Here is a 22,343-nt window from a genome sequence, read left to right on the forward strand (position 1 = left end):
TTGTTAGTGCTGTCGTGGTTGTTTGTGCCGTAACAACCATGCCCAGCTGCACCCTGCCAACAGGCCAGCCAAATGAGCCCAGTTCGCCATTTGGATCCATAGCACATCCAAAAAGCCTAACAGCATCCAAATCAGCATGAAGCCAACCAGCCCGGGGCTTAACTGCAGCCCTTGTGATGGATTAAGCCTGCCAGCCCACCAAAAATAACCGAATAAAGCGTATACCACGCCAGACAAACCACCAAAATAGGGCCCAACCAGTAGATATTGCGCTACATTCGACAACAAAGCGCAGCTTAAGGTGAAGGATATCAACTGCCAACGCCCAAGCACCCGCTCAAACTGCCCGGCTAAAAACCACCACCACATAAGATTAAACACCAAATGCAATAGCGAAAAGTGCAACACAGCCGGTGTAATCCAACGCCAGCTCTGCAGCCAGCTGATCGACTCTGGCTGAGTAAAACTTCCCAGCCAGCCAAATGCGACTTGTGGGGCCAGCTGTTGCCAGCCATACACCAACAGACAAGCCGACAACACCAGTATGGTGACAAGCCCCGAAAAAGCACGCGCATCCAAGCCACTGAATACACTTTGGCCCGGCCCGGATACAGCAACCTGACTACGTTGCCAGGCAGCTGAGCGATAACGTGGATGATCAGGCTCTTGCAAAAACTGCTGCAATGCAGCAACCACATCTGCCTCATAATCAGGCTCAACATACAAGGCCGCCAGCTCAGGCTGCTCAGCCATTGCCGGTTCGGGTACCGCCTGCACTGGCCAACCACGAGTGACACAATAGTCAGCAAACACCATGGCCGCGCGAACTGAGTTTAGCTCGCCAATTTTATTCATCGGTGCTGCTCATGACTGGAAGTGTCAACTGCCAAGCTGCCATACCACCATCCATGCTGTAGACCTCGTCAAAACCTTGCTGCACCAGATACTGAGCTGCACCTTGGCTGGAATTGCCGTGGTAGCACACCACCACCACAGCGGCATCAAAGTCATGCTGTTGCATAAAAACACTTAAACTGGTGGATGTTAAATGATAGGCACCTTCGATGTGCGCCGTGGCAAAGCTTTGTTCATCTCGTATATCAGCAATCACCACTTGCTGTTTAGCAAGTCGCTCTGCCGTTTCAGCCACTGAAATATGTTTAAAATCCGTCATGGTCCTTCCCTATCAATACCGATGACAGGAGTATACCATTTTTAGCTTGCTTTAGATCCATCACCAGAGCCGACAAAACATCGCTATAACATCAAAATATCGCACATTTATCACTTTTTATCAGGTAGGGCTGGACAAATGATTAAACTAACGTTAACACTAGACAAGTAATGACATCATGCCGCCATATAAATAAGGAAAAACCATGACCTCCCTGATTGTGCTAGCCGTCGTACTGATTTTGATCTTCTTTGTCATCAGTATCTTTAACAACTTGGTCAAGCTGAAAAACCGCTACCAGAACGCCTTTGCACAAATAGAGGTGCAACTAAAGCGGCGCTATGATCTAATTCCTAATTTAGTTGAAACGGCTAAAGCCTACATGGCACATGAACGCGATACATTGGAAGCTGTGATCAATGCACGTAATGCTGCCTCAGCTGGCTTGAAAGTTGCGGCCAACAATCCGGGAGACCCAGCGGCTATGAGTCAACTGGTGGGTGCCGAATCGGCCTTGCAAGGTGCGATGAGTCGCTTTAATGTGGTGATGGAAGCCTACCCGGATTTAAAAGCTAACCAGAATATGATGCAGGTGTCCGAAGAGCTTACCAGTACCGAAAACCGCGTTGCCTTTGCTCGCCAAGCCTTTAATGATGCCGTCACCAGCTACAATAGCTACAAACAAAGCTTCCCTCAGGTGGTGCTGGCGCCAAGTTTTGGCCACGCAACCGATGCTAAACTAATGGAGTTTGAAGACAGCCAAGCGATTCAAGCTGCCCCTAAAGTCAGCTTCTAAACAGTTATGGCTACCAATTTTTTTAGTCAACAAGATTTAGCCCGCCGTAATACCCGTATTTTAGTGGGCTTATTTGCCATCGCAGTATTAGTGCTACTGACTCTTACCAATATTTTGGTAGCAATAGCTTTTGGTTTTGCCGATAGCCAAGCCATTCAAACTGGCTTACAGCAAGGACTCGTCAAATTGGATCTGATCCTCTGGACCAGCCTGGTGGTATTGACAACCATTGGTGGTGCCATGCTGTTTAAGTGGCAACAACTGCGTCAGGGGGGCAAAGTGGTGGCCGAATCGCTGGGAGGGGTGCGGTTAAGCCCTGACAGTGCTGACCCACGACATCGCCAGTTACTGAATGTGGTTGATGAAATGGCCTTAGCAGCCAACTTACCAGCCCCTGCCGTCTATATTTTACCCGAACGAGGTATCAACGCCTTTGCCGCTGGTTATAGCCCAGCCGATGCGGTTGTGGGTGTCACCGAAGGCTGCTTAGAGCAATTGAATCGTGATGAGCTGCAAGGCGTAATCGCTCATGAGTTCAGCCATATACTCAATGGCGATATGAGAATGAACATCAAGATGATTGCTGTGCTTAACGGCATTTTGTTTGTCGGACATATTGGCTATTTGCTGCTTCGAGGTGGCCGTGGCAGCGCCATCATGGTATCAAGTCGCCGAAGCAACAATAAAGGCGGTGGAGGCGCCGCAGCCATTTTATTGCTCGGGCTTGGCCTGACCATTCTGGGTTATCTCGGGGCGTTTTTTGGCAATCTGATTAAAGCAGGAGTTAGTCGACAACGTGAATATCTGGCGGATGCCTCTGCCGTTCAGTTTACTCGTAACCCGGAGGGCATTGCCGGAGCACTAAAACAAATTGCCGCCAGCTCTCGCGGTACCAAACTTAAACACCCCAACGCCGATGAAAACAGCCATCTGTTTTTTGGCGAAGGTATCAGCCGCTGGGCCAGTATTTTTGCTACTCATCCACCACTAAATGATCGCATTAAACGGCTGGATCCTCGTTGGAATGGCCGCTTACCAGAGGCACGTACTTCAGCCGCAAATTTAACTGCCGCCGAACAAAACACCAGTGATGCTGAAGAGTCAACGGCAACACAGTCCTCAGCATCACAGACAACATCTCGCCCTGGCAGTGCCGGCGAGCGGTTACTGGCGGCACTGCCAATGTTACTGGTGCAAAGTGCTCATCAACCCATGCAAGCTGAACCACTGCTTCTCGCCATGTTGATCAGCGAACATGACGAGCATCGACAACAGCAATTGACGCTGATCCGAGAGCAAAGCTCAGTTGCCTTGCTGCAAGATGTTGATCGGATGCTCAGTCAGGTGGAGCACTTATCAGATCGCCAAAAGCTGATGTTGGCTCAACTTAGTATCCCCAGCCTTAAGACGCTAACTCCGGTTCGCTTTGAACGATTTGAACAATTACTGCTGGCATTGATCCAAGCCGATGGCCAGCTTGATTTATTGGAGTGGGCCATTGCCCAGCTGGTTGATCATGTGGTAGCCAGCGAGTTTCGTAGCAGCGATGTACAACGCAAAACTTCAGCGACTGAGTTTAAAACCATTCGCGAGCCTGGTTTGCAATTGTTGAGTCTTATCGCCACGGCCACCCATCAGGATCAGCAGCGCCAACTGCAAAGCTGGCAAGCTGGCTTGGCCGCATTGAAGCTACCCACGGAGCAGGCCAAACCGGAGAGCGATTATCAACAGCTTCAGCAGCATCTACCTATCTTGATGGCAGCCAGCCCTAAACTGAAAGAAACCCTATGGCAAGCTATTTTAGCCACCAGTCAGGCCGATGAAGTGGTCTCTGATCAGCAACAAGTACAATTACTTGCGCTTTCTTTATTGCTGGAGATCCCATACCAAGCTGAAGCGATGTAAAAATAGCCCTTTAGCTCAGCGTGACAGTTCGGTACAATATGCCTTTGTATAAGAACAGGGGCCTTGATGTCTGAACAACGTTTTTTTCTGATCTATGATCCGTCTTTTGACGATATGGATGCTGAAGGCTGCCCGGCCTTTGGCTATGTCATGCTGTTTGATGCCGATGATCTAGCCCGTTACAAGGCCGGAGAAAACCCAGACTCACCTGCCGTTTCGATGCTGTTTACCGATCACAAAGATGGTCATATCAGCGCTGATTTACTGGGCTGGTCGCAACTTGATGATGCTATTTTTCAGCAATTGCCTTTAGGCAAGTTTCTGGCCTTGATGGAGCAAGCTGCTCAGGTTGCTATTCACGCCTGTCGTCAGGTTGGTCAAGTTCCCGATCGGTTGATCAGCAGCCATCCTGCCGAAGAAGACTACATTCAGTTCGAAGTACACTTCAATGATTTGTCCGGTGCCGATAAAGATGCTGAATGGCAATTGGCACAGAGCCTGATGAGTGGCCGACCCTACCTCGATTCCTGAGTTATCTCACCATCGGTAACCAACGCTTAGCTGTCGTTTTAAGTTGGCAACTGTAGTGGATTTTGCTTTAATAATATTGATTATTCCTTAACCGTTGTGGAGACAACCGGATGGCCCAGCCACTGGATATGAATGCCATAGAACAGGCACTAAAAGGCTTTACCATCCCACCACAACCTGATGTGCTGCTGCACATTCAGCAGTTGCTGCAGCAACCAGAACCCAATGCTCAACGCCTGGCTACGCTGATCAATCTGGACATCGGCCTGGCTGGCTTTACCCTGAAAGTAGTCAACTCCGCTTACTTTGGCTTACGCACAAAAATCACCTCGATTGAGCATGCATGCAAGTTCTTGGGCGTGACCCGTGTTGTCAAGCTGGTGCGCAGCGTGCTGTTACGCTTTACTCTGGAACAAGGGCAGCAGCAAGATCCCTTCTCGCAAAAACTTTGGTCCAATGCCTTGCTGGTGGCTACCACCGCTGCCACTTTGGCCAAGCACTTGGACTGGAGCCAAGAAACAGCTGACGATTGTTACACCCTGGGGCTATTTCGTAATGCCGGCATTGCTCTTATTACTGCACAGGCGAATAATTACACCGACATGCTTCGCTTGGGTTTGCTGGCTGGGCAAGGGTACAGTGAAACCGAGGAACAACGCTTTGCCACCTGCCATGAAATCCTCGGTTATCTGATTGCTCAATCGTGGGGCTTGCCTGCAGAGATCTGCAATGTCATCGCGTATCACCATAGTCCGGCATTGATTTTGGCTTCAGATAGTGAATTAGAACAGCGCCTTTTTGCCATGTTGAAACTGGCTGAACACATGAGCGGAGAAAGCCGTATTTTGCTGGATCTCACTTTGGATCCAGAGTGGGATCAATTCGCTCCGCAGATCCTTGATGTACTGGGGCTCGAACTGTTTCAATTGCCCGAGCTGGGTGAGCTTCTGCATCAGCACGACATCAAAAACATCTACACCAGTTAGGGCTCTTTCTAGTTCCTTATGGCGCATCAAAAACCACATCTGCCTGAAAAAACCTGCCCGGTGTGTCTGCGTCCTTTTACATGGCGGAAAAAGTGGGAAAAATGCTGGGATCAGGTAAAATATTGCAGTGAGCGTTGTCGAAGGCAACGCCATTCCAACCCCGACCATTCATCAACCCATGAACCGTGAGTGTTTTTATGGCTAAAGCCTGCGCCCTGCATATACTGGTAAAAACCCAAGCCGAAGCTGAACGGCTGAAACGACAGTTGGCCAAAGGTGCTGATTTTGGCTCCTTAGCTAAAAAGCATTCACTATGCCCCTCAGGGAAAAAAGGTGGCGATTTAGGTGAGTTTCGTCGAGGACAAATGGTGCGCGCTTTTGACGAGGTGGTCTTTAAAAAGACAATTTTAGAAGTGCATGGACCGGTAAAAACACAGTTTGGCTTCCATTTGATTAAAACCCTCTACCGCAACTAAATAATAGTTTAACCATATCTCATAACAGATACTTAGCTACTGAATTGCGATAAAAGCAGCTATAGTACCCTCAACTATCCTTATCCGTTTATCCTTATCATGATGCGAACCAATCTGTTAAACCGCCTTCGCTACTTTCTCGAACGTCAATTCGTGCGCGGCACCCAATATCAGTTACTTGTGATGGCCGCGTTGGTCGGTCTTATTTCGGTACTGGGCGGCGTGCTGGCTTTGGGGACTGGTGAGACCGGCGAAAACATTCTAGACAGCATCTGGTGGGCATTTTTACGACTAACCGATCCAGGTTATCTCGGCGATGATGAAGGCGTGTGGCGTCGTATCGTTTCTACCATTCTGACGGTCAGTGGTTACGTCGTGTTCATGGGTGCGCTCATCGCTATCCTGACACAGTGGCTCAGTGGCCAGATGCGCTCACTTGAGCGCGGATTCACTCCCGTCAGCCTAAAGCATCATATTGTTGTTTTGGGCTGGACGGATAGCACTCTGCCTTTATTGCGCGAGCTATGGATGGCTGAAGGCGGAGCCAAGCGCTTTTTGTTTCGACTAGGTGCATCCGGCCGCTTACGAGTGGTGGTACTAGCAGACGATCTTCGGCCAGAACTGGCAGAAGAGCTGCGATCCGATCCAGTCCTCGGCAAACATTTCAATGAGATTATACTGCGCTCAGGCTCATCACTGAACAGTGAGCATTTGCAGCGTGCCGCCTGCCAGCAAGCTGCGGCGATTATCGTCCCTGCTAAAACCTTTGCTCAGGACAGTAGCGTTTCCGCTGATGTTGAAACCATAAAAGTACTACTGGCGTTAAATGGCCAAGCCAATACAGTGACCACAGCACTGCCCTACGTGGTCGCTGAAATACAAAGCCCGCATAAAGTTGCCATTGCCCGCAGAGCCTATCATGGCCCGCTGGAGATCATCAGCGGCGATTGCACCATCAGCCGGCTGATGGTGCAAAATATCCGTCATCCGGGTTTATCGTCTATTTACCTCGAGCTGTTCAGTCATCATCTTGGTCAGAGCTTCTACTTGCACCGTGATCCAGCTCTGGCTGGTCAGTTGGTAGGACAGATCCGTAGCCGCTTTCCTCAGGCCTGCTTCTGTGGCCTGATCCGTAGCCAGGGAGATCAGTTTACCGCCATGCTCAACCCAGCTGCAGATTTACCACTGACTGCGGATGATGCCGTATTGTTACTGGCAGCTGACTACCAGCAAGCTCAGCATCGATTGCCACCTACCCCCGGGCTGGTTGTTAAAACGAAAAGCAGCAAGCTGCTTCAACCAGAACAAATACAGCAAAAAGCACAACAGAAAATCCAGGAAAAAAGCATTCTTATTGCGGGATGGAGCCGAAAGGTTCCTGCGTTATTGCGTGAATTTACCAGCTATCGACATGATCATTACCACATTACCATTATGTCCAGCCGGACGGTGGCAGAACGGGAGCAGTTACTCGCCGCAGAAAACCTGGACCACCCAGGCATCACCTTGAAGCATATCGTCGCCGAAGTGACCAATGAAGTTGAGTGGCAACATCTGGTGCTGGCCAATTTCGACAGTATCGTCCTAATGAGTAGCGATCGGCTTGGCTCTGGTGAAGAGGCCGATGCTCGCTCCATTGTTGGCTACCTGCAACTGGAAAACCTACTGCAACATGCCAGAAAACAACCTCAACTGCTGCTAGAGTTTTCTGATCCAAGCAATGAACGCTTGCTGGGTCACCGGGCAGGTGAAGTGATCATCAGCCCACTGATGTTAAGCCACTTATTGATACATGTTGCTTTGCGCCGCGAGCTGCTGGTTGCCATAAATGACCTGTTCAGCGCCGGAGGGCCGGAAATAAGCTTTCGCTCTTTAGCCGACTATAAGTTACAGCCCGGTACCACCTCGTTTGGCTCGATCCGCCAACAGGCCTGGGATCAGGGCGAAATTGCTTTAGGGATCTATTACGCAACGCCCCCATCAACAGCGCAAAAACCATTGCAGCTCAATCCGGATCTTAGTCAGCCACTGCAGCTAAAACCAAATGACTTGATCGTGGTATTGGAAACTTACCCGGATTAGTCAATATGTCGCTAAGCATGCTGCGCCAGATAACGAAGATGCCCTAAAAAAGCCCGAGCAACCGGGCCAAGCGTATCGGCGTCATTGAAGTTGAGATAAAAGGTCATGCTACGGCTGCTTCCTCGAGGCAGAGGCAGCACAATCAACTGACCACTAGCCAGAAACGACTGAGCCGCATGCCGTGGGATCCACGCAAAACCAAGATTTTTAAGTAGCAGCTCTATCGAGGTGCCGACATGGCTAACGGTCCAGCGTTGCTCTGAACCTAACCAACCATGCTCTTTCTCCCGAGCTAAGCCAGAGTCGCGCAGCACGATTTGTCTACACTCTTTTAAATCCTCCAGCGTCAACTCACGATCCAACTGATGCAATGGATGCCCAGCCCCTGCGACTCCAACAAACTCGACCTGACAGATGTCTTCACTAAGGTTATCGGCCAGAGTAAAAGGTGACACAGCTATTTCCGCCTTTCCCTGCGCTAACAACTCATTGGCACCTGATAATATGCTTTCCATCAGCTCAATCCGGATCAACGGATACTCATGCGATACGGCCTCCAGCGTCTGGTAAAGAATACTGCGGGGAAACGCTTCATCGACCGCAATACTTAGCTTCGATTCCACACCGGATTGCAGATTGATGGCAACTTGTTCCATACGCCCGGCTTCTGATATCAGAAAGTTGATTCGGCGCAACAGCTGCTCGCCAGCGGCAGTCAGCTGGGTTTTTCGCCCTTCCACCTGAAACAAAGTAACACCAAGCACATCTTCCAGTTTATGCACCGCATGATGAATACTGGATTGGCTTTTAAACACAGCCTCGGCAGCCTGATGAAAACCACCATGTTCAGCAACGGCTTGAAACATTCGCCATTGCTCCAGGGTTGAACGGGCCATAACTTCCTCCTTCAAAGAAAAAATTAAACCCGGCCTTAACCGGGTTTATGCAGCATGGATTAACGAGAGCGGCTTAGAACAGCATCCAGCGATACTTTACCGGCACCGCTAAACAACAAAGAAACACTGGCTGCTAACAATGCCAAGCCGAACTCATATCCGTTGTTGCTCATAAAAAAGCCATGTTCAAAGTGTACAGCAAAAATAGCGACCAACATGGTCAACGCCAGCACCGCTGCTGCAGGTCTCGTCAGCACACCAACTATCAGCGCCAAACCACCAAAAAACTCAGCTGAACCTGCTAAAAAAGCCATCAGCACACCTGGAGCAAGACCAATACTTTCCATCCAGCCCCCAGTGCCTTCTAAACCGTAGCCACCAAACCAGCCAAACAATTTTTGTGCTCCATGTGCGGCAAAGATTATGCCTATCGGCACCCGTAGCACCAAAGCGCCCCAGCCTGCTTCTGTGGCCATCAGTTTTTTCAGTAATGTGATTGCTTTGTTCATCTTAACACCCTCGCTGTAATTGATTGATGTCGACCCGTGGCCATTCATGCCAGTGCGTTGTCGATAAGGTTAGAATAGATCAGAGCAATGAATTATAAAATTGGATAATTAGAATCGTTTTGTTCTAATAAAAAGAATCAATATAGCGATAAGATGGCTGCATAGCTGCATCCCAACACAGACTTTGCTAGTATCGGCCGCCTGTATACAGACAGCCCAGATCGAATGGAATAAAAAGATGCGCTTATTGCAGCAATTTCATCACATCACCCCCACGCCGAATTGCCGGGTTGAGCAACGTCTGGTGACTCGTGGCATTGTTTTAAAAGATGATCGCATCTTGCTGTTGTTTACCGAACGCTACAACGACTTCAGCTTGCCAGGCGGAGGCGTCGATGCCGACGAATCTCTGCATCAAGCATTAGAACGGGAACTAGCTGAGGAAGCCGGTGCCCGTGATATTGAGATCCTAGCTGATTTTGGCATCGTGGAGGAGTACCGCCCCTGGTACAAGAACGATTGCAATGTGCTGTTTATGCGTTCGTATTGCTACCAGTGCAGTATGGCTGATGAACTTGGTGCCCAGCAACTAGAGCACTATGAGCAGCAAAACGGCATGCGACCGCTCTGGGTGCCTGTTGCCGAGGCTATACAACATAATCAGCAAGTGATGCAGCACCAAACCAACAGCATGGGGCTATCCATTGTGCGTGAAACCTTTTTACTACAACAGATAGAGCAAGAGCTGCTAGGTCAGACCGTCGACTAACCACCGAACAGACACTTTACTCAGCTTCAATTTAAGCTTTACACAGTTAGTCTTCCATAATTCGGGCATAGCGTTCAACCAGAAAGTCTATTAATGCGCGAATCGCTGGCAGCATGCCTCGACGCGATGGAAATACCAGATGGATCACCTCACGACGCGGTTCCCATTCAGGCAATAGATGGATCAAGCTGCCCGCTGCTAGTTCTTGTTGCAGCATCAATAGTGGCAACTGCACCACGCCCACACCCGCAAGTGCCGCTGTTTTTAAGGTCAACATATCGCTGGTGGTATAACGTGGCTGAAAGGCTAGCTTTTGCAGCCGGCCATCGGCATGCTGCAAACACCACTCATGGTGTTCCTGCGGGTTTGCCCGACTCAGACTTGGCCAGGCCAACAAATCGCCAACTTGTTGGGGTAACCCACCCTGCTGCTGCACCAGTTCAGGGCTAGCCACCAGACACTGGCCACGATCCGAGAGGATACGCAGCATTAAATCACTGTCTTCAAGCGGTAAAGGACGTACCCGAAGGGCCAAATCCACACCTTCCGCCAAGAGATCAACCCGCCGGTTTGTCGCTTCAAGCTGAACATTGACCTTAGGGTACAACCGCATGAACTCTGCCAACATAGCCCCCACATGAAAGTGCAATAAACCAACCGGGCAGGTTAACCGAATGGTGCCACACGGCTCAGCCCTGACCGCATCGATCGCTTGCTGAGCTGCCTCAGCTTCGACCAGCATGGCCCGGCAATGCGCTAAATAGTGCTGACCTACGTCGGTGATCAAAAAATGACGGCTCGAGCGCTGGATCAACCGCACGCCTAATCGCTCTTCCAACAGCGCAATACGGCGGCTTAACTTAGACTTAGCAATACCGAGCGCCCGGCCTGCTGCGGCAAACCCCTGATGCTCAACCACCTGCACAAAATAATAAAGATCATTCAAATCCTGCATAGAGCCCTCATTGTTCCAATTTAAGAACGCTGCATTGCATTTTAGCAGTCTACCGCTTCTTTTGTTCACCATTTAGACTTTAGTTTCAATGACCGGTTGCACTTCCGCCACCGGTGAATACATCAGGAGCGAACCATGAGCAAACCCTATGTACGACTCAATAAAGACGACGCAGCGGTACTGTTGGTTGACCATCAAACCGGATTACTGTCACTGGTACGAGATATCGACCCGGACAAGTTCAAAAATAATGTACTTGCCCTGGCCGATTTAGCCGCTTACTTCAAGCTGCCCACCATTTTAACCACCAGTTTTGAAAACGGCCCGAACGGCCCGCTGGTGCCTGAGTTAAAAGAAACCTTCCCCGATGCCCCTTTCATTGCCCGCCCCGGCCAAATCAATGCTTGGGATAACGATGAGTTTGTCGCGGCGATTAAAGCTACCGGTAAAAAGCAATTGATTATTGCTGGTGTGGTAACCGAAGTCTGCGTGGCCTTCCCAACCTTGTCAGCTCTGGAAGAAGGTTTTGACGTCTTTGTCGTTACTGACGCCTCCGGAACCTTCAACGAGTTAACCCGCGATTCGGCCTGGCAACGGATGTCGGATGCCGGCGCCCAGCTGATGACCTGGTTTGGTGTTGCCTGTGAACTGCATCGGGACTGGCGCAACGATGTGGAAGGCCTGGGACAACTGTTCTCCAACCATATCCCAGACTACCGCAATCTGATCAACAGCTTCACCACCTTAACCGCTGGTAAATAACGTCTCAGGGCCTGCATCCGGGATGCAGGCCCTGTTCAATGATGGAGCCCATCATGGCAACACCACAACAGACACAAGCCGGTGCTTCCATTCTGATCCACCATCAGGTGCGCCCAGATAGTATGGATAGCTATGAATCCTGGCTGGCCGATATTATTCAGGCCGCTGCCGAATTTACCGGTCATCAGGGCGTGAGTATCCTAAAACCAGTGAAGGGACAGCAGCAGTACGACATTGCAGTACGTTTTTCCAGTCAGGCTGATGCTGAGCGATGGCTGACGTCAGACATTCGCAAGCAACTGATTGAAGATGTAGCTCCACTATTGCAACTACCCGAGAATGTTCGCATTTCTACCGGTATTGACCATTGGTTTCAACCTGTAAACAGCCCGGTTCCTCACCCGGTGCGCTGGAAGCAATGGCTCCTGACGACGTTCGTGATTTGCTTGCTGACGATACTGGTGCCTCCGGTACTGCAACTGGCCTTTAATGCCTGGCCACTGCTTGGTTACTGGGGGATCCGTCACTTCATCAGCGCGGCTATCATTGTAGGCCTTGTGGTCTATATCATCATGCCACGACTGGTATCGCTGCTGGCTGGTTGGTTGTTTAAGCGATAATCAAAAACAACTATCCGGACACGCGGGTTTGATTTACCCGTTCGGAGCGCCTAAATTAAACCCACAGCTTGCTAAGGCTAATTAAAGAAAGAGCATCCGATGAGCACACAAAGTAAAACACTTGAATCTGACTGCACCATTCAACAGGGTTGCGCTGCAGTTGAACTGATAATAGAGCCACGGCCACATGATTTGGGCGGCTTTACCGTTCGACGAAGCCTGCCAGTGCGCGAGCGGCGCAGTGTTGGCCCCTGGTTATTTTTTGATGAAATGGGCGCTGCCGAATTTGCCGCAGGCAGTGGTATCAATGTTCGGCCGCACCCACATATCAATCTGGCCACCGTCACCTACTTGTTCGAAGGTGAGATTTTTCATCGTGATTCACTAGGGAGTGAGCAGCCCATTACACCTGGTGATATCAACCTGATGGTGGCAGGCAAAGGCATTGTTCACTCAGAAAGAGAGCGACCAGAAGTCACCAACCGTGATCACCGTTTGCATGGCTTGCAGTTATGGATGGCATTGCCAGAAGCCGATGAAGAGATCGATCCGGCCTTTTACCATTACCCTTCCGCCCACATTCCGGCTACAACCATCAATAATGTGCCGGTGCGGGTATTAATTGGCAGCGCCTATGGCGTAGCATCGCCAGTGAAAACCTTTTATCAAACGTTGTATATCGAAGCAGAGTTGCAAGCAGGCCAAAGCCTGCAACTGCCAGATAGCCCGGAACGTGGACTTTATGTGCTATCAGGGCAGATACAGTTGCAAGACAGCCAGGTAAACGCTCATCAGCTGGTAGTACTGTCCGCAGCGGAAGGCGTCATGATTACTGCAAGCGAACCCAGCCGCATTGCACTGATTGGCGGTGAAAGCATTGGTAAGCGCTATATGGAATGGAACTTTGTCTCCAGCCGCAAAGATCGGATTGAGCAGGCGAAGCAGGACTGGCAACAAGGTCGCTTTGAAAAAGTACCGGGTGATGAGAAAGAGTTTATTCCATTCCCAGCTACGTAACCAATCAAGGTAAATTCAGAGCTCTAATCGGGTACCTTGTTGCAGTAGACTGCATATATCCTGAGCGGGTACCGGTTTGCTAAAAAGATACCCCTGCATTTGATTGCATTTCAGCTCGCGCAATAAAGCGAGCTGTTCAGTGCTATCCACACCTTCGGCCACGACGTTTAAGTTCATATTGTGGGCCATAGTTATAATGGTAGAGACGATCATTCTGTCGGCATGATTCTCCGTCATTTTAACAACAAAAGAGCGATCAATCTTCAAGGTATCCAGCGGTAAGCGGGCAATGTAACTTAGCGATGAATAGCCGGTACCAAAATCGTCGATCGCAATCGGCAAACCAAGCGCACGAAGAGCCCCCAGCTTTCGCTGGCTATCGGCCACATCGGCTATCACCACACTCTCGGTCAACTCAAAGTCCAGCAAGGCAGCTTCCGGGCTTTCCTGCAACATCTGCTCAATGTGCTGCACAAAATGCTGCTGCCGCAACTGCAGTGCTGAGAGGTTAATAGCCACCCGAGGCGGAACCAGGCCCTGACGTTTCCACTCTTGCAGGTCAAGTATCGCCTGTTGCAACACCCAATTGCCAACCTCTAAGATTAAACCTGTCTCTTCCAGCAATGGGATAAAATGAAATGGTGCTACTAAACCAAGTTCAGGGCTTTGCCAACGAATTAGGGCCTCCATGCCAATAATAGTACCCGTCTGCAGACACACCTTTGGCTGATAATAAAGACGGAACTCTGCCTGCTCTATCGCCCGGCGTAACTTATGCTCCATATCGAGCTTTTGTGCCACCTGACTCGACATAGTCTGATTAAAAAACAGATAGCGTACTGCTTGTTGTTTTGCTAGTTTTAGTGCCAGTTCGGCACGCAGGAATAAGGCTTCAGCGTCTTTACCATCATCTGGAAATAACGCCACCCCGACCCGGACAGTCACCACCAGCTCTTGTTGTTCAACAACTATTGGTTGCTCCAGTTCCTCCGTCATCGGGCCTTTAATCAAGCGGGCAATATCACCCGGACTACGCACATCCGCTAATGCCAGGGCAAACTGATCTGGCCCAACCCTGGCCAGGTCTACAGCCTGTGGCACACACAGCTGCAAGCGGCGCTTTAGCTCCAGCACCAGACCATCTCCAACCTGACGGCCCAGGGTATCGTTGATTTGTTTAAAGCGCACAACATCTATAATGAGCACAGCCAGTTGTTCAGCTTCGCGCTCTGCTGACTGCAGCCATTGGCCCAGCCGCTCATGAAATAAAAATCGATTCGATAAGCCAGTTAATACATCGTAGTGCACCAGATAATGGGTCTGTTCTTCTTTCTCAATAAACTCCAGCGCGAAGGAAATATCGTGGGCCAATTCTTTTAACAGCGCCAGTTCTGTTTTATCGAAAAAGCCTGCTTCATTCGCATACAGCACAAATAAGCCTACCACCTCACCACCAACAATAAGAGGCAAGGCGATCTCAGAACCAAAGTCTGCCCGCAAACGATGCAGCGGTGATGCCCCCAAACGCGGTAACAAGCTCACGTCATTACAAAACGCCGTCTCTTTGCTTCGAACGGCCTGCGCCATCACCCCTCCCGGTAACGTGCAACGTTGTCCTTTCAGCGCAATAACTTGCCGACGCCTGGTCTGGCTTTTAAATCGGCCCTGAATAGCAGCCAGCTCGATTTTTTTAATGTCTGCTCTCCAGTAACCAACCCAGGCTAAGCCAAAGTGACCATGATTAATGACAATCTTACAGGATTCATCAAACATCGACTGACGATCATGCTGTCGTACTATGGTCGAGTTGATCTGGCTTAATACCGCATAAAGACGGGTCAGGCGGGCAATTTTTTCTTCGTTTTCTTTACGAGGGGTAATATCTTCGGCAATGCCAGCAAACCGATACAATTCACCCTCGGCATTAAACACGGGAAAACCTCGGTCATGGATCCAGCGAATTGACCCATCCGGCCGTATAATACGGTAGGTAATATCGTACTGCTCTGCTTCATCCTCAAGTGCGGGCAATAAGCCTCGATCATCCGGATGAACCTGCTTCTGCCAGACTTTGCTTTGATCGCTAGCTTCTGGTCTTGATTGTTGCCAGATATCTTCATAGGCAGGACTGACGTAAAGGTTCTGGCCAGTATCGACAGACTTCAGCCAGAATACATCGTTGATATTTTCTGCCAGCTGGCGAAATTGTTCTTCCTGCTCCTGCAATTTAATAAACAGACTACTGTGTTCATACATTCGGCCGGCTTGTGCCGCCAAAATAGCCAGTAACTGGGCATCTTCATCATTAAATTCAGTGTCAGCAAGACGATTGCCAAGACAAATCCAGCCGTACACCTTATTCGGCGAAGCTATGGGAGCCACAAGCAACGAAAACACGGCTGGATAAGCCGCTGGTAATCCTACCGCCTGCGGTTGACCCGTCCGATTCATCAGCCGTTCGGTACTTCCTTCCCTCAACACGAGGCTAAATGCTTCCGGCAGTTGCTTATCTGAAATTTTCAATGCAGCAAGACTAGCATCCATACCACTGACCAGGGTTACGGCGCCCCCATCTGCAGATTCCTCGGGCAAATGCAAAAAAGCCAGACTAGCACCAACCAATTGCCTCCCCTGTTGGCACAAACAGTCGAGTAATCGTTGAGAGTTGCGCTCCGAGGCCAGCTGTAAATTAATTTCAATTAATGCAGCATAGCGTTGATTAGCGACCCCCAGCGTATCCGCCATAAATTTGAGTTTGTCTGTCATCAACCGTAAGTGCTGCTGATCCAGCTCTGACGATTCAACGGCTGGCGTCTGCTCAGGCAGCTCATCCAGCACCTGCTCGACCATCGACAGTAACACAGCAGGTTCTGCCGGTTTAGTTAGCACTGCCAGCACACCGCACTTATTCGCCAGATCGAGCGCACTCTTCTCATGATAGCTGGCGGTGTAGAACACGACTCTGGTCTGAGCAATATCAGGTTTAGCTCGTAATTGTTTTACAAACTCGTAGCCATCCATTACGGGCATAAGCACGTCGGCTATGACTAAATCAGGCCGTTCCTGCTGCACTAGCAACAGGGCTTCGCGACCATCACTGGCAGCCAGCATTCGATAACCGCGGTAACCTAGCAGTGTTACCAGTAATTCTCTACCATCCGGGTGATCATCAACAACCAGAATTGTGACCATGACTAATCCCCCGTACTCACTGACAGAAATTGCTCGGTGGCATGCACGAAGCTCTCAGGATCAATCGGCTTTGTAAAGTAGCCATCAAAACCGGCTTGCTCTATTTTCTGTTGCTCATCAGCCATCACCGAAGCGGTGACAGCAACAACTGGAATATGCTTAAGCGCTAAATCCGCTTTACTACAACGCACAAACTCGTAGCCATCCATATTTGGCATCCGCACATCACACAGGATCAATGCTGGCTGCTCTTTTTCAGCTGCGGCAAGCCCTTCTATGCCATCAGTTGCCGTGAATACTTCATGACCTCCCTGCTGCTGCAGCAAATACACCATCAGCTCCAGATTTGCCTGGTTATCTTCAATCACCAGAATACGGGCACTCATTCCTCTGCTCCTTGCAACCTCAGGGTAAAGGTACTGCCTTTACCCTGCTGGCTTTGGCACAGGATCTGACCACCTTGCAACCCGGCCAGTTGCTGACTTAAATGCAGCCCGAGACCAGTGCCTTCTTTCTCGGCGTTGTTGTTTAAATTCAGTCGGGTGAAAGCCGAGAACAGATTCGCCTGATCTTCTGAGGAAATACCGATACCGGTATCCTTCACATGCAGCTCCACCCAGAGTTTTCCAGCGTCATCCAGCGTCGGCTCCAGACTGATGTCAACCCGGCCAGATTCGGTAAACTTCAGCGCGTTGTTAATCAGGTTCAAAATAATTTGGTGCAGCGCTCGCTTATCAGCCAGAACCTTCGGCGTATCTTCAGCCAAATTATGCTCTAGCTGAAGCCCTTTCTGCTCTGCCGCGGGTTGCAAAGTACTGATCACCTCCATGGCGATAGTACCTGCATCCAGCGTTTCCATGTCGACACTGATTTTTCCGGCGCTTATTTTTGCCAAATCCAGCAAATCATTGATTAAAGATAACAAATGCTTGGCACTGCGTTGCACCGTACTCAGTTGCTTTTCTTGCTCGGAGGTCAGAGGGCCAGGTAATTTCATCAACAGGGTACCGGTAAAACCAATGATGGCATTCAGCGGGGTACGAAGCTCATGACTCATCACCGCAAGAAAGCTATCTTTGGCATTATTGGCCCGCTCCAGCTCCATATTTTTACTTTGCAGCTCGCGTTCGACGCGCTTTCGATCAGTGATATCGCGAATGGCACTCATCACCAAAACACCTTCTTCCGTTTTTAACGGACTAAGACTGATCTCGACCGGAAATTCTTCACCATTTTTTCGCACTCCATACAACTCCAGGCCAGCCCCCATCGAGCGGGTACGAGGATTGGTAAAAAAATCAGAGCGATGGCCGACATGAGACGAGTGATAGCGCTCAGGTAACAGGCTTTCCACCGGTTTACCCAGCAATTCATCCCGCTGCCAGCCGAACGCGTTTTCTGCCTGACCATTAGCTAGCACGATGCGACCAAATACATTCACCATCACGATGGCATCGGGGGTCGAATCCAGCAAGTCACGATAACGTGCTTCCAGAAACCTGGCATCCCGTTTTGTTTTTAAGTGCGTCACATCTTTATTATTGGTCAGGATGAAATCGAGTTGTCCATCGCTTCGATGCACAGCCTGCATCGAGATATTCAGGTAAATCAGTGAGCCATCTTTGCGAACGCGGTAGGCTTCATAGGCAGGTATATTTTCCATACATGCCTGCTGTAGAATAGTGCGCTCTTGTGCCAACAGATCTGCTGGCACCACCAGTTTAAATACCGATCGACCAAGGCACTCTTCCTTACTATAGCCGAAGGTATGCTCTGCCCCCTGGTTCCATTGCAACACCTCACCATCTGGTGACAAAGCGACAAGAGCGTCGGGTGTCGACTCTGCAATCAATTGATAGTAGTCATCAGACATAAGCTCAGCCTTTCCTTGTCAGCCAACCTCTCGCTGAAAAACGCTTATAAAGTATGAGTATAGATAGAGTTTGACACCGTACTTGACCAAAGCATGATAAATATATAACAAATACTAAATGAGGCTACAGGCAAAATGCTCGGCTTCTGATACAGTAACTGTTGCAACCAAACCAAGGAAAAAAGCATGCGCATCGCAGTGGTCGGTGGTGGTATCAATGGGCTTTGTACAGCCTGGGAGCTGGCTAAGGCCGGTCATGATGTACAGCTCTATGAGCGAGATGCGTTGATGCAAGCCACTAGCCGGGCTTCATCCAAATTATTGCATGGTGGTTTGCGCTATCTAGAGCAAGGTGAGTTCCGGCTGGTGCGAGAAGCCTTGCAAGAGCGGCGCTGGTGGCTGCGTAAAACCAGCCACCTGACGCGACGTATTCCACTGCTGTACCCGATGTATCGTCAGGGACGCCGCCCACGCTGGCAGTTGAAAGTTGGTCTATTCCTGTATGATTTTTTCGCCGGTCGCAAAGGTATTGGCCGCCATCGCTGGCTCACTGCGCCACAAACACTCCGCTGTTCACCTCACTTAGTTTCCGAGGGCTTGCAAGGCGCCTATTTATTTTTTGATGGCCAAATGGACGACTATCAGCTGGGACTTTGGGTCGCTGAGCAGTGCCGGAAAACCGGAGTGCAGATTTTTGAGCAACAGCCAGTACTGAAGCTGACCACAGACGGTGAGCTATTACTCAGCAGTGGCTGGCAGCAATTTGACCGCATCATCAATGTAGCTGGCCCCTGGAGTGAGTCCTTGCTGCTGCAATCTGATCTACCGGGGCAACAACAGTTGGATTTAGTGCGTGGCAGCCACCTACTGCTGCCAGCTATTGGCCGATACGGCCATATGCTGGAGGTACCAGACAGCAGCCGCATCGTCTTTGCACTGCCTTACCAACACCAGTGCTTGCTTGGCACTACTGAAGTGCGACAACAACTGCATGAGCCTATCGCTTGTTCCGAAGCAGAGCGTGATGAATTACTGACAGTGTATAACCACTACTTCCAACCTCAGGTACAAGCCGCAAATATTCTGGATAGTTTTGCCGGGGTTCGTCCCTTGTTGAAAAGCAACCAAGACAGCAGTCGCGCCAGCCGCGAATACAACCTGCATTGGCAGCAGCAGATCTTAACAGTCAGTGGCGGCAAGTGGACCACAGCACGAGCACTGGCCAAGCAGGTACGAAAGCAGATACAGCAATCCGTGGATAAATAGCTGATGCCAGAGATCTTGCGCCAGACGCTCACCACAGTATGATGGAAACAAATCACCGCTGAGGTACGACACTGATGCCGCTATACATCGAAAATCGCCTGCGCTGGATACGCGAAATGCGCCACAAAAGCCCCTGCAAACGCTGTGGCACTTTGTACAATCACCACATAAAAGCCAAGTGCCCCGATTGCGGCACACTGGATAGCCATGAACTACGGGAGTTGCTGGCGCAAAAGGATGTGATCGTTCGCGATCTACGACGAATGGGTGGCGTATTTGCTGTACTTGCTGTACTCGCTACTCTATTATTTTTCTGGTAGTACAATCCGGTAGAGGACTTTATGAGTGCATCAATAGAGAAACAGAAATTTGCCAGCTTTAGCGAGTTTTACCCTTACTACCTAGCAGAACACCAACACCCAACCTGTCGACGGCTACACATTATTGGCAGTAGCCTGATATTGTTGGTACTGGTTATAGCAGTAATCACCAGTAACTGGATGTTGCTGTGGTTACTCCCTGTGATTGGCTATGGTTTTGCCTGGGTTGGGCATTTCTTTTTTGAGCACAACAAGCCTGCTACCTTCAAATACCCGCTGTACAGCTTGATAGGCGATTGGGTGATGTTTAAGGATGTTCTGAGTGGTAAGATCCGCTGGTAGCATCAGCCCGCTTTCAGCCACTTGTACAGTACTAACGCATCGATATATCCCATGGTAGGGTGATGAAATGCCTGCGGCAAACGCCCCACTATCGCAAAACCTAATTTCTGCCAAAGCCGAACGGCTCCCTCGTTGCTTGAGGCAACAAAGTTAAACTGCATAGCTTGGTAGCCAAGCTCCAGGGCAACCTGCTGAGAGTGCTCACACATGTCACTGGCAATACCCCGGCCACGCGCCGCTTCAGCCACCATATAACCGCAGTTACAAACATGGCTGCCAGGCCCTGCATGATTCGTTTTCAAGTAGTAAGTACCAAGGATCTGGCCATTTTCTTCACAGACATAAGTCTGGCGCGGAGTTACCATCCACAACTGAAAAGCTTGAGGTTGCGAAATATCACGCTCGTAAGCATAGGTTTCGCCAGCTTTGGCAATTGAGTGGAAAATAGGCCAGATTTGGTCAAAGTCAGCGGTTGTAGCAAGGCGTATTATCATGGTGCAATGAATAGGAATAAGTGAGATCAAGCGAACGAGTATAACGGATCACAGAGGGACTTAACATATAGCACGTTTCAGCGGTTTTCATCGCACACCTTATGGCAACGGTTGGACTCGCCGGGTAAATAAATTCATAGGCACAGCCTACTCAAATTGCAATAGAAGTTGCATGATCAAGAGTTAGTCATTTCTACGTAGACGCACCCAATCAAGAATCATTTATTCGTCATATCCAAACAAATCAGTTATAATAGATTGCAAAATTTATGATTCATGCTAAGTTAGTGCTGGTGAGTTCCCATTTATTTGCTGAGACAGATGTCCGGTTCATTTGTCAGTACCACTGTACTGCCAAGCGGAATGAAGCTCTCAAGGTTGCAGTGCATGACTGATCAAGCCAAGACAGCAGAGCCGACAGAAGTGGAGAAAAAATGACAGCAACAAACTATATTTTAGGTGTCGATGGCGGCGGTACGAAAACAGTTGCCAGATTAATGAATACCAGCACAGGACAAAGCTGGCAGTCTCATGGTGGCCCATCCTCGTTATCATTTGGTATCAAGCCGGCCGTAAACAGCATCGTGCAACAAGGCAACGAGTTAGCACGACGAGCGGGTATCGAATTATCCGATATATCCTTAGTGGCTGGCTTGGCAGGGGCCTGTGATAGCAATTTGAGTACAGCAACGCAACAAGCATTGCAATCTTACTTTTATCAGGTCGAAACATTTAGCGATGCAAAAACATCTGCATGGGGCGCCAATCAGGGCAAACCGGTAGCTGTGGTCGCTTTAGGCACAGGATCCGTTGCAATGACCCTGGATAGAGATGGAAAAGAAACACTGATTGGTGGCTGGGGGCTATTAGCAGGTGATGAAGGCAGTGGTGCAAAGTTTGGTCTCAATGCCGTAAATGCCTTGTTGTGGGAGCTAGACTCAAGGCAACCACTATCACCAACCGCACACTATATCACCACACGAGTAGGAGATAAGCGCAGTGATATTTTGCACTTTCTTCGTTCTGCCAAAAGCACTGATTTTGCAACCTTATTGCCTGCTATTTGGTCGCTTCACACTACCTGTTCTGTAGCTGAAACTTTAGTGCAGCAACACACTCAGGCGGTGCTCCGCTTAATCAATACGCTGGATAAACAATTACCACTCATGCTGATTGGTGGTTTGGCAAAGATAAGCATCCCGTTATTACCAAAGGGGATTCAACAACGAGTGCAGCCCGCATTAGGAAACTCTCTGGATGGTGCCTGCTTGCTTGCTCAACATCTATTTGCTTCGCCTATGTCTTGCTACCACACAGCCCAAGCTAAGCACGGTTAGCACCGATGCACTAGTGCGTAAGGTAGTGGCTGAATACGAAA

The 22,343-nt window shown here is 49.7% G+C and carries 24 protein-coding genes; 15 read left to right on the forward strand and 9 right to left on the reverse strand.

Going from position 1 to position 22,343, the window contains the following annotated elements; all coding sequences use genetic code 11:
• Positions 1 to 3: 3 nt before the first annotated feature.
• On the reverse strand, positions 4 to 855 hold the full coding sequence (gene glpG, locus Q3O60_RS08840; protein WP_305893557.1) for a rhomboid family intramembrane serine protease GlpG: 852 nt from the start codon (positions 853 to 855) through the stop codon (positions 4 to 6).
• On the reverse strand, positions 848 to 1,174 hold the full coding sequence (gene glpE, locus Q3O60_RS08845) for a thiosulfate sulfurtransferase GlpE (RefSeq protein WP_305893558.1): 327 nt from the start codon (positions 1,172 to 1,174) through the stop codon (positions 848 to 850). Before glpE ends, glpG begins: the two co-directional genes overlap by 8 nt.
• A gap of 205 nt (positions 1,175 to 1,379) precedes the next feature.
• Here glpE and Q3O60_RS08850 point away from each other — a divergent pair, with 205 nt between their 5' ends.
• The 7 genes from Q3O60_RS08850 (at position 1,380) to Q3O60_RS08880 (ending at position 7,950) form a co-directional block, all read left to right on the forward strand.
• Complete coding sequence (locus tag Q3O60_RS08850) at positions 1,380 to 1,970, forward strand: LemA family protein (RefSeq protein ID WP_305893559.1); 591 nt, start codon at positions 1,380 to 1,382, stop codon at positions 1,968 to 1,970.
• 6 nt (positions 1,971 to 1,976) lie between these two features.
• On the forward strand, positions 1,977 to 3,875 hold the full coding sequence (locus Q3O60_RS08855; RefSeq protein ID WP_305893560.1) for a M48 family metallopeptidase: 1,899 nt from the start codon (positions 1,977 to 1,979) through the stop codon (positions 3,873 to 3,875).
• A gap of 66 nt (positions 3,876 to 3,941) precedes the next feature.
• On the forward strand, positions 3,942 to 4,406 hold the full coding sequence (locus tag Q3O60_RS08860) for a hypothetical protein (protein WP_305893561.1): 465 nt from the start codon (positions 3,942 to 3,944) through the stop codon (positions 4,404 to 4,406).
• A gap of 110 nt (positions 4,407 to 4,516) precedes the next feature.
• Complete coding sequence (locus Q3O60_RS08865) at positions 4,517 to 5,392, forward strand: HDOD domain-containing protein (protein WP_305893562.1); 876 nt, start codon at positions 4,517 to 4,519, stop codon at positions 5,390 to 5,392.
• An 18-nt stretch (positions 5,393 to 5,410) separates the two neighbouring features.
• Positions 5,411 to 5,581 carry a DUF2256 domain-containing protein gene (locus tag Q3O60_RS08870; protein WP_305893563.1) on the forward strand — a complete coding sequence of 57 codons (171 nt, stop codon included), beginning with the start codon at positions 5,411 to 5,413 and terminating at the stop codon, positions 5,579 to 5,581.
• 8 nt (positions 5,582 to 5,589) lie between these two features.
• Positions 5,590 to 5,868, forward strand: a complete 279-nt coding sequence (ppiC, locus tag Q3O60_RS08875; protein WP_305893564.1) for a peptidylprolyl isomerase PpiC — start codon at positions 5,590 to 5,592, stop codon at positions 5,866 to 5,868.
• Positions 5,869 to 5,967: 99 nt separating this feature from the next.
• Entirely contained in the window at positions 5,968 to 7,950 is a 1,983-nt protein-coding gene (locus Q3O60_RS08880; RefSeq protein WP_305893565.1) for a CASTOR/POLLUX-related putative ion channel, read from the forward strand.
• Between the two features lie 11 nt (positions 7,951 to 7,961).
• On the opposite strand, the gene Q3O60_RS08885 is transcribed toward Q3O60_RS08880, so the two are convergent.
• Positions 7,962 to 8,846 carry a LysR family transcriptional regulator gene (locus Q3O60_RS08885; protein WP_305893566.1) on the reverse strand — a complete coding sequence of 295 codons (885 nt, stop codon included), beginning with the start codon at positions 8,844 to 8,846 and terminating at the stop codon, positions 7,962 to 7,964.
• A gap of 59 nt (positions 8,847 to 8,905) precedes the next feature.
• Entirely contained in the window at positions 8,906 to 9,355 is a 450-nt protein-coding gene (locus tag Q3O60_RS08890; RefSeq protein ID WP_305893567.1) for a DoxX family protein, read from the reverse strand.
• Positions 9,356 to 9,593: 238 nt separating this feature from the next.
• Here Q3O60_RS08890 and Q3O60_RS08895 point away from each other — a divergent pair, with 238 nt between their 5' ends.
• Entirely contained in the window at positions 9,594 to 10,124 is a 531-nt protein-coding gene (locus tag Q3O60_RS08895) for an NUDIX hydrolase (protein ID WP_305893568.1), read from the forward strand.
• Positions 10,125 to 10,170: 46 nt separating this feature from the next.
• Here the strand turns inward: Q3O60_RS08895 and Q3O60_RS08900 are convergent, their stop codons facing one another.
• Positions 10,171 to 11,079, reverse strand: a complete 909-nt coding sequence (locus Q3O60_RS08900; protein ID WP_305893569.1) for a LysR family transcriptional regulator — start codon at positions 11,077 to 11,079, stop codon at positions 10,171 to 10,173.
• A 135-nt stretch (positions 11,080 to 11,214) separates the two neighbouring features.
• Here Q3O60_RS08900 and ycaC point away from each other — a divergent pair, with 135 nt between their 5' ends.
• The 3 genes from ycaC to Q3O60_RS08915 all read left to right on the forward strand — a co-directional run bounded on the left by ycaC (position 11,215) and on the right by Q3O60_RS08915 (position 13,478).
• Positions 11,215 to 11,841 carry an isochorismate family cysteine hydrolase YcaC gene (gene ycaC, locus Q3O60_RS08905; RefSeq protein WP_305893570.1) on the forward strand — a complete coding sequence of 209 codons (627 nt, stop codon included), beginning with the start codon at positions 11,215 to 11,217 and terminating at the stop codon, positions 11,839 to 11,841.
• A 53-nt stretch (positions 11,842 to 11,894) separates the two neighbouring features.
• Complete coding sequence (locus Q3O60_RS08910; RefSeq protein WP_305893571.1) at positions 11,895 to 12,461, forward strand: putative antibiotic biosynthesis monooxygenase; 567 nt, start codon at positions 11,895 to 11,897, stop codon at positions 12,459 to 12,461.
• Between the two features lie 99 nt (positions 12,462 to 12,560).
• A complete protein-coding gene (locus Q3O60_RS08915; protein ID WP_305893572.1) occupies positions 12,561 to 13,478 on the forward strand; it encodes a pirin family protein in 918 nt (305 codons plus the stop codon).
• 15 nt (positions 13,479 to 13,493) lie between these two features.
• Here the strand turns inward: Q3O60_RS08915 and Q3O60_RS08920 are convergent, their stop codons facing one another.
• From Q3O60_RS08920 to Q3O60_RS08930, 3 genes are read right to left on the reverse strand one after another with little or no spacing between them, the layout of a single operon-like run.
• A complete protein-coding gene (locus Q3O60_RS08920; RefSeq protein ID WP_305893573.1) occupies positions 13,494 to 16,670 on the reverse strand; it encodes an EAL domain-containing protein in 3,177 nt (1,058 codons plus the stop codon).
• A gap of 2 nt (positions 16,671 to 16,672) precedes the next feature.
• Positions 16,673 to 17,056: a response regulator gene (locus tag Q3O60_RS08925; protein WP_305893574.1), complete on the reverse strand. Its 384-nt coding sequence runs from the start codon at positions 17,054 to 17,056 to the stop codon at positions 16,673 to 16,675.
• Positions 17,053 to 18,543 carry a PAS domain S-box protein gene (locus tag Q3O60_RS08930; protein ID WP_305893575.1) on the reverse strand — a complete coding sequence of 497 codons (1,491 nt, stop codon included), beginning with the start codon at positions 18,541 to 18,543 and terminating at the stop codon, positions 17,053 to 17,055. Before Q3O60_RS08930 ends, Q3O60_RS08925 begins: the two co-directional genes overlap by 4 nt.
• Positions 18,544 to 18,729: 186 nt before the next feature.
• Here Q3O60_RS08930 and Q3O60_RS08935 point away from each other — a divergent pair, with 186 nt between their 5' ends.
• From Q3O60_RS08935 to Q3O60_RS08945, 3 genes are all read left to right on the forward strand, one after another.
• Positions 18,730 to 19,809, forward strand: coding sequence for a glycerol-3-phosphate dehydrogenase/oxidase (locus Q3O60_RS08935; RefSeq protein WP_305893576.1), 1,080 nt, complete (start codon positions 18,730 to 18,732; stop codon positions 19,807 to 19,809).
• Positions 19,810 to 19,883: 74 nt separating this feature from the next.
• Entirely contained in the window at positions 19,884 to 20,129 is a 246-nt protein-coding gene (locus Q3O60_RS08940) for a hypothetical protein (RefSeq protein WP_305893577.1), read from the forward strand.
• A gap of 21 nt (positions 20,130 to 20,150) precedes the next feature.
• Positions 20,151 to 20,471, forward strand: coding sequence for an Mpo1-like protein (locus Q3O60_RS08945; RefSeq protein WP_305893578.1), 321 nt, complete (start codon positions 20,151 to 20,153; stop codon positions 20,469 to 20,471).
• Between the two features lie 2 nt (positions 20,472 to 20,473).
• Here Q3O60_RS08945 and Q3O60_RS08950 read toward each other — a convergent pair whose 3' ends face one another.
• Entirely contained in the window at positions 20,474 to 20,965 is a 492-nt protein-coding gene (locus Q3O60_RS08950) for a GNAT family N-acetyltransferase (RefSeq protein WP_305893579.1), read from the reverse strand.
• A gap of 434 nt (positions 20,966 to 21,399) precedes the next feature.
• On the opposite strand from Q3O60_RS08950, the gene Q3O60_RS08955 reads away from it, so the two are divergent.
• Positions 21,400 to 22,302 (forward strand): glucosamine kinase nucleotide-binding domain-containing protein, encoded by a 903-nt coding sequence (locus Q3O60_RS08955; RefSeq protein ID WP_305893580.1) that lies wholly within the window; start codon positions 21,400 to 21,402, stop codon positions 22,300 to 22,302.
• Positions 22,303 to 22,343: the final 41 nt, after the last annotated feature.

This window comes from Alkalimonas collagenimarina (assembly GCF_030717845.1).
Lineage (GTDB): Bacteria > Pseudomonadota > Gammaproteobacteria > Enterobacterales > Alteromonadaceae > Alkalimonas > Alkalimonas collagenimarina.